5 protein-coding genes and 1 pseudogene are annotated in these 6,000 nt (G+C 57.3%); 2 read left to right on the top strand and 4 right to left on the bottom strand.

Annotation, left to right across the window (positions count from 1 at the left end):
- Positions 1 to 240 precede the first annotated feature (240 nt).
- The 3 genes and pseudogenes from nadB to nadA all read right to left on the bottom strand — a co-directional run bounded on the left by nadB (position 241) and on the right by nadA (position 3,068).
- A complete protein-coding gene (nadB, locus tag ACTHRY_RS09910; RefSeq protein WP_049323294.1) occupies positions 241 to 1,749 on the bottom strand; it encodes an L-aspartate oxidase in 1,509 nt (502 codons plus the stop codon).
- A 16-nt stretch (positions 1,750 to 1,765) separates the two neighbouring features.
- Positions 1,766 to 1,962: pseudogene (locus ACTHRY_RS09905) on the bottom strand (hypothetical protein); the annotation flags it as partial.
- Complete coding sequence (gene nadA, locus ACTHRY_RS09900; RefSeq protein WP_003747473.1) at positions 1,956 to 3,068, bottom strand: quinolinate synthase NadA; 1,113 nt, start codon at positions 3,066 to 3,068, stop codon at positions 1,956 to 1,958. The gene nadA and the pseudogene ACTHRY_RS09905, both read right to left, overlap by 7 nt.
- A gap of 156 nt (positions 3,069 to 3,224) precedes the next feature.
- Between nadA and ACTHRY_RS09895 the strand changes: the two genes are divergently transcribed.
- Complete coding sequence (locus ACTHRY_RS09895) at positions 3,225 to 4,163, top strand: NUDIX hydrolase (protein WP_036493882.1); 939 nt, start codon at positions 3,225 to 3,227, stop codon at positions 4,161 to 4,163.
- Between the two features lie 73 nt (positions 4,164 to 4,236).
- Positions 4,237 to 5,118 carry a carboxylating nicotinate-nucleotide diphosphorylase gene (gene nadC, locus ACTHRY_RS09890; protein WP_049322021.1) on the top strand — a complete coding sequence of 294 codons (882 nt, stop codon included), beginning with the start codon at positions 4,237 to 4,239 and terminating at the stop codon, positions 5,116 to 5,118.
- Between the two features lie 64 nt (positions 5,119 to 5,182).
- Here the strand turns inward: nadC and murI are convergent, their stop codons facing one another.
- Positions 5,183 to 5,992 (bottom strand): glutamate racemase, encoded by an 810-nt coding sequence (gene murI, locus ACTHRY_RS09885; protein WP_049322020.1) that lies wholly within the window; start codon positions 5,990 to 5,992, stop codon positions 5,183 to 5,185.
- Positions 5,993 to 6,000: the final 8 nt, after the last annotated feature.

Raw genomic sequence — 6,000 nt, 5'->3', positions numbered from 1 at the left:
AACTTCGGCACACCGTCCCGGCAACTAAAAATTCTGCGGGATTGGTGTGGAATTTAGGGCTAATCTACGTCAGCCCCAAATATTAAGGAAGTAGAAAGGCCGTCTGAAAAACATTCCAGACGGCCTTTCTGCTTTTAAAACAGAGTAATAACCCAACTTACGCAACCATAAAGACTGAATACCAACTTTTCAATCATGCTATTCAAATTTATTTGAACGATTTTTACTGGCCAGCCAACCTTAACAATCACTATTAAAATGCGCGCCGATGTTTTGCCGCCTTGCGTATGCGGCTTGGGCGACGGCGAGGCTGCATTCGAGCAGATTGCGGTCTTCGTATTCGGACGCGGTGCGCGGCGCGGTTTGGTTTTGCTTCCAAAGCCGCAGTTGGGCGATGGCGTGGCGCAGGCCGGTATCGTTGCGGAGGATGCCCAGATGGCGTTGGTTGAACGCTTGCAGGGCGGGGCGGCTGAATGTGTTTTGGAGGTCGTCTGAAAAGATGCCTGCTTCAGCGAGGGGGTTTTCAGACGACCTTTGGGACGATACGGTTTGGAATGCTTGTCCGTCCGCGATGGTTTGGGCGGCAAGTCTGGCAGTAACGACGCATTCGAGCAGGGAGTTGCTGGCGAGGCGGTTGGCTCCGTGCAGCCCTGTGCAGGCGGTTTCGCCTAAGGCGTAGAGCTGCGGCAGGGAGGTTCTGCCGCAAGGGTCGGTTTGGATGCCGCCGCAGGTATAGTGTTGCACGGGGCGGACCGGGATGGCTTGGCGCGTGATGTCCAAGCCGCATTGGGATAAACAGTGTCGATGGATGGACGGAAAATGCTGACGGACGAACGCTGCGGGTTGATGGCTGATGTCGAGCGAGACGAAGTCTTGCGTTTGTTTGGCGATTTCGGCGGCGATGGCGCGGGCAACGATGTCGCGCGGCGCGAGTTCGGCGCGGCGGTCGTAATGCGGCATAAACCGTTCGCCCGCTTGGTTGGTCAGGATGCCGCCTTCGCCACGCACAGCTTCGGAAATCAGGAAGGTGCGACCGTTTTCAGACGGCCTTGCCAAGCCTGTAGGGTGGAATTGGATAAATTCGAGGTTTTCGACTACGCAGCCTGCGCGTATCGCCATGGCGATGGCGTCGCCCGTGCATTCGGGCGGCGTGGTGGTGGTGGCGTAAATCTGTCCCAAGCCGCCGCTTGCGAGTACGGTATGGCGGGCGTGGATGCGGTAGGTTTCTTGCGTTCGGCGGTCGAGGACGGTCAGTCCGCATGCCGCGCCTGATTCGGTTTGAACGTCCAACGCCATCTGCCGCTCGTAAACGCGGATGTTCGGACGGCAGCGTATTTGGGCAATCAGGCTCTGCATGACGGCTTCGCCCGTGTAGTCGGCGACGTGGGCGATTCGGCGGCAGGTATGCCCGCCTTCGCGCGTCAGGTGCAGGTCGTTATTATTTTGGTCGAACGCCACGCCCTGCGCCAGCAGCCATTCGATTGCCGGTTTGCCCTGCGACAGGATGGTGCGGACGGCGGCTTCGTCGCACAAGCCCGCGCCCGCTTCCAAGGTATCGGCAACGTGTTTTTCGATGTCGTCCTCTCCCGACCACGCCGCCGCAATCCCGCCTTGCGCATGACGGCTGGCGGTGTCGTCCAGCCGGTTCTTGCACAAAATGACGATGCGGAACGATTCAGGCAGCGACAGGGCGAGCGTCAGCGCCGCCAGCCCGTTTCCGGCAATCAATACGTCGCAATCGGTTTGCATGGTGTTGTCCTTGTTTGAAAGGTCGTCTGAAACGGTATAGTGGATTAAATTTAAACCAGTACGGCGTTGCCTCGCCTTAGCTCAAAGAGAACGATTCTCTAAGGTGCTGAAGCACCAAGTGAATCGGTTCCGTACTATCTGTACTGTCTGCGGCTTCGTCGCCTTGTCCTGATTTAAATTTAATCCACTATAATATGGACGGCAAATCAGGCGGGGCCCATGCCGTTGAACACATCTTTTTTCTTCAGCCCTGCCGCGAAGTCGAGCATACGCTGCAAAGGCAGTTTGGCGGCTTCGCCCAGCTTTCTGTCCAACAGGATTTCGTTGTGTCCGCTTGTCAGGGCGTGTTTGATGCCGCCCAGCGAATTCATCGCCATCCACGGGCAGAACGCGCAGCTTTTGCAGCTTCCGCCGTTGCCCGCCGTCGGGGCGGCGATAAATTCTTTGTCGGGCGCCTGCTTTTGCATTTCGTGCAGGATGCCCAAATCGGTTGCCACGATGAATTTTTTTTCGGGACGCGATACAGCGGCTTTAAGCAGTTTGCTGGTCGAACCGACCACGTCGCCCAGTTCGATGACGCTTTGCGGCGATTCGGGATGAACCAGCACCACCGCATCGGGGTGTTCCGCCTTCAACGCCGCCAATTCCTGCCCTTTAAATTCGTTGTGGACAATGCACGAACCCTGCCACAACAGCATATCCGCGCCTGTTTCGCGGCGGATGTAGTCGCCGAGGTGGCGGTCGGGTCCCCAAATCAGCTTCTCGCCGCGCGATTTCAGATACGACACGATTTCCAACGCCACCGAAGACGTGACCACCCAGTCGGCACGCGCTTTCACGGCGGCGGAAGTGTTGGCGTACACCACCACCGTGCGGTCGGGGTGTTGGTCGCAAAACGCCGAAAACGCTTCTTCCGGGCAACCCAAATCCAAAGAACATTCTGCTTCCAAATCAGGCATCAGCACCGTTTTTTCAGGGCAGAGGATTTTCGCGCTCTCGCCCATGAAGCGCACACCTGCCACCACCAATGTATCGGCTTCGTGTTCCGCGCCGAAGCGCGCCATCTCCAGCGAATCGCCCACGCATCCGCCCGTTTCCAAAGCCAAATCCTGAATCAGCGGATCGACGTAATAATGCGCCACCAAGACCGCGTTTTTCTCCTTCAACAAAGCCTTGATTTCATCTTTCAGACGGCCTGCCGTCTCGCGGTCGGGCGTGTCGGCAACCTTCGCCCACGCCTGACGGATTTGGCAGGCGGAAGTCGGCGTCTGAATGAGGGGCATATCGTAGTCGAACGAGCGGCGGGCGGCGGTTTGCATGATGTTTCCTTATGGCTGTTTTTTCAGACGGCATAAAGGTTTGCCGTCTATGTTTCAAATAGTTTTTATATTATGCTCAACTTGAGTATAATATGCAAGGTCGTCTGAAAACCGCTTTGGTTTACAATAAGGTTTTCTCTTGAATGAAAGCCACGCATGGATGCCTATCCTGAAACAGCAGCCAATACGCAAAGTATCGTCGAGCTGGTTCCTGTACTGATCGCCATTACAAACGGCAGCTTGAGGGTTTTGACCGTTGCCCAAGGAGCGCTGCTGCCCAACGGCCTGCTTGCTCCGCTTCGCCACTCCTTGCAGGCAGGGGTCAGGATGTGGGTCGCCAAGCAGACATCTCAGCCCATGGGCTATGTGGAACAGCTTTACACCTTTGTCGATACGCGCCGTCAAAACGAGCAAGGCCTGCCTGTCTTGTACGTCAGCTATCTGGGGCTGGTGCGCGAGGCCGCCGACAGCATCCTGCACCCGGATGCGAAATGGCAGGACTGCTACGGCTATTTCCCGTGGGAAGATTTGCGTACCGACGGCGGGCAGCGCGACGCCATCGTCAGCCGCCTGCGCATTTGGGCAAACTCGGCGGACACGGAGGAAGTGCGCCAAAAGCGGCTCAAGCGCATTCATTTGTGCTGGGGGGTCGAGCCGGAAAACTGGTCGGAAGAATATGTTTTACAACGCTATGAAATGCTGTATGAAAGCGGCCTGATAGCGGAAGCCGCCGAGCCGCAGGCAAACTTCGACTTCGCGCTAACGGGGCAGCCCATGCGCCACGACCACCGCCGCGTGCTGGCGACCGCCCTGTCCCGCCTGCGCGCCAAAATCAAATACCGCCCCGTGATTTTCGAACTGATGCCGCCCGAATTTACGCTGCTGCAACTGCAAAACAGCGTCGAAGCCATCAGCGGCAGATTGCTGCACAAGCAAAACTTCCGCCGCCAGATTCAGCAGCAAAACCTCATCGAGCCGTCGGATACCGGCGTATCGGGCAGCAAAGGCCGCCCCGCGCAGCTTTACCGCTTCCGCGACGACGTCCTGCCCGACAGGCTGATTTCGGACATCGGACTGCCGCTGGGCAGCCGTTAGCCCGTTTTCAGACGGCCTCAAATGAAGTTTTACCCTTGCCGCAACACCAATATTTTTCAACAAAGGAAACCCCATGTCGTCTGAAAACACCCTCTTCCCCCTGCCCGACACCCTGTTGCGCCCCATGGTCGAACAAGCCCTGAGCGAAGATTTGGGCAGGCGCGGCGACATTACGTCCGCCGCCGTCATCGCGCCCGACAAAACCGCCAAACTCTTCCTCGTCAGCCGCGAAGACGGCGTCATCGCCGGCATGGACTTGGCGCGCCTCGCCTTTCAGACGATGGATCCATCCGTCCGTTTCCAAGCTGAAATCCAAGACGGACAAGCCGTTCACGCAGGTCAGACGCTTGCTAGCGTTGATGGAAACGCCCGCGCGCTGCTCGCCGCCGAACGCACTGCACTCAATTACCTCACACACTTGAGCGGCATCGCCACCGCTACCGCTCGCGCAGTAGCCGAAGTTGCCGGTTACAATGTGGACATCGTATGCAGCCGCAAAACCATCCCCCTGCTGCGCGTCCTGCAAAAATACGCCGTCAGGGCGGGCGGCGGCGTAAACCACCGCATGGGCTTGGACGACGCCGTGCTCATCAAAGACAACCATCTTGCCTATTGCGACAGCATCGCCCAAGCCGTGCAGCAGGCAAAACAGGCGGTCGGACCGTTGACCTGCGTGGAAATCGAAGTGGACACGTTGGCACAACTGGACGAAGCTATCGCGGCGGGTGCGGAACGGATTTTGCTGGATAACATGGACGACGAAACCTTGAAAGAAGCCGCAAACCGCTGCCACACGCAAACCGCCCACCCCCACACCGTCTATTGCGAAGCATCGGGCGGCATCGGCTTCGACCGCCTGAAGCGCGTGGCGCAAACCGGCGTGGATGGCATCGCCCTCGGCTATCTGACCCACAGTAGCCGCTCGTTGGACATAGGTTTGGATTTCATGGCTTAAGTTCGAGTTGGCTATAAAAAAGCAAAGGCCGTCTGAAATTTCAGACGGCCTTTAATATTACCCATCAACCCAATGTAACCATTTCAATCTGCTCCATACTTCTGCCCAAGAAGCGTTCGCCGATGGTACGGAAGCGCAGGGGGATGTCGCTAACATAGAAGCGGTAATCCGGATTGTCGTTTTCCGTGTTCAGCAAACCTGCTTGCGCCAAGGCTTTGGCGGTGGATTCGGCGGTGGTAATGGCGGAATCGACCAAGGTAACGTTTTGCGCTTCACGGCCGATAAGCGGTTTGAGCAGTGGGAAGTGGGTACAACCCAACACTAGCGTGTCGATGTCGTCAGCCAAAAGCGGCTTGAGATATTCGCGCACGGTCAGGCGGGTGACTTCGTGATCGAGCCAGCCCTCTTCCACCAATGGCACAAGCAGGGGCGCGGCTTGCGTGCGCACCAGCGTGTCGTTGTTTTGCGAATGGATGGCGCGTGCGTAGGCGTTGCTGTTGACGGTGGTATTGGTCGCGATAATACCGATTCGGTTGTTTTTGGTGGTTTGCAAAGCGGCTTCCGCGCCGGCGGAGATGACGTCCAATACGGGCATATTGCCTGCTTTTTGGCGGATTTTTTGTCCGGCAACGGCGGCAATGGTGTTGCACGCAATGACGAGTGCCTTGACATCGTTTTCCAGCAGGAAATCGACAATCTGCATGGCGAAGGTTTCGATGGTGGCGCGGGATTTGGTGCCGTAGGGAACGCGTGCGGTATCGCCGAAATAGATGATGTTTTCCATCGGCAGGCGTTCCATCAGGGCGCGGACGTTGGTCAAGCCGCCGACGCCGGAATCAAATACGCCGATGGGGCGTTGTTTGCTGGTACTCATGGTTAATT

Origin of the sequence: Neisseria sp. P0004.S004, from assembly GCF_051963335.1 — a bacterium.
GTDB lineage: Bacteria > Pseudomonadota > Gammaproteobacteria > Burkholderiales > Neisseriaceae > Neisseria.
The sequence above is the reverse complement of the archived record's forward strand: the minus strand, read 5'-3'. Positions and strand labels throughout refer to the sequence as shown.

Coding starts and splice junctions, on each gene's coding strand:
- nadB (WP_049323294.1), bottom strand. CDS start 1,749: ATGCAAACCGATTGCGACGTATTGATTGCCGGAAACGGGCTGGCGGCG.
- nadA (WP_003747473.1), bottom strand. CDS start 3,068: ATGCAAACCGCCGCCCGCCGCTCGTTCGACTACGATATGCCCCTCATT.
- ACTHRY_RS09895 (WP_036493882.1), top strand. CDS start 3,225: ATGGATGCCTATCCTGAAACAGCAGCCAATACGCAAAGTATCGTCGAG.
- nadC (WP_049322021.1), top strand. CDS start 4,237: ATGTCGTCTGAAAACACCCTCTTCCCCCTGCCCGACACCCTGTTGCGC.
- murI (WP_049322020.1), bottom strand. CDS start 5,992: ATGAGTACCAGCAAACAACGCCCCATCGGCGTATTTGATTCCGGCGTC.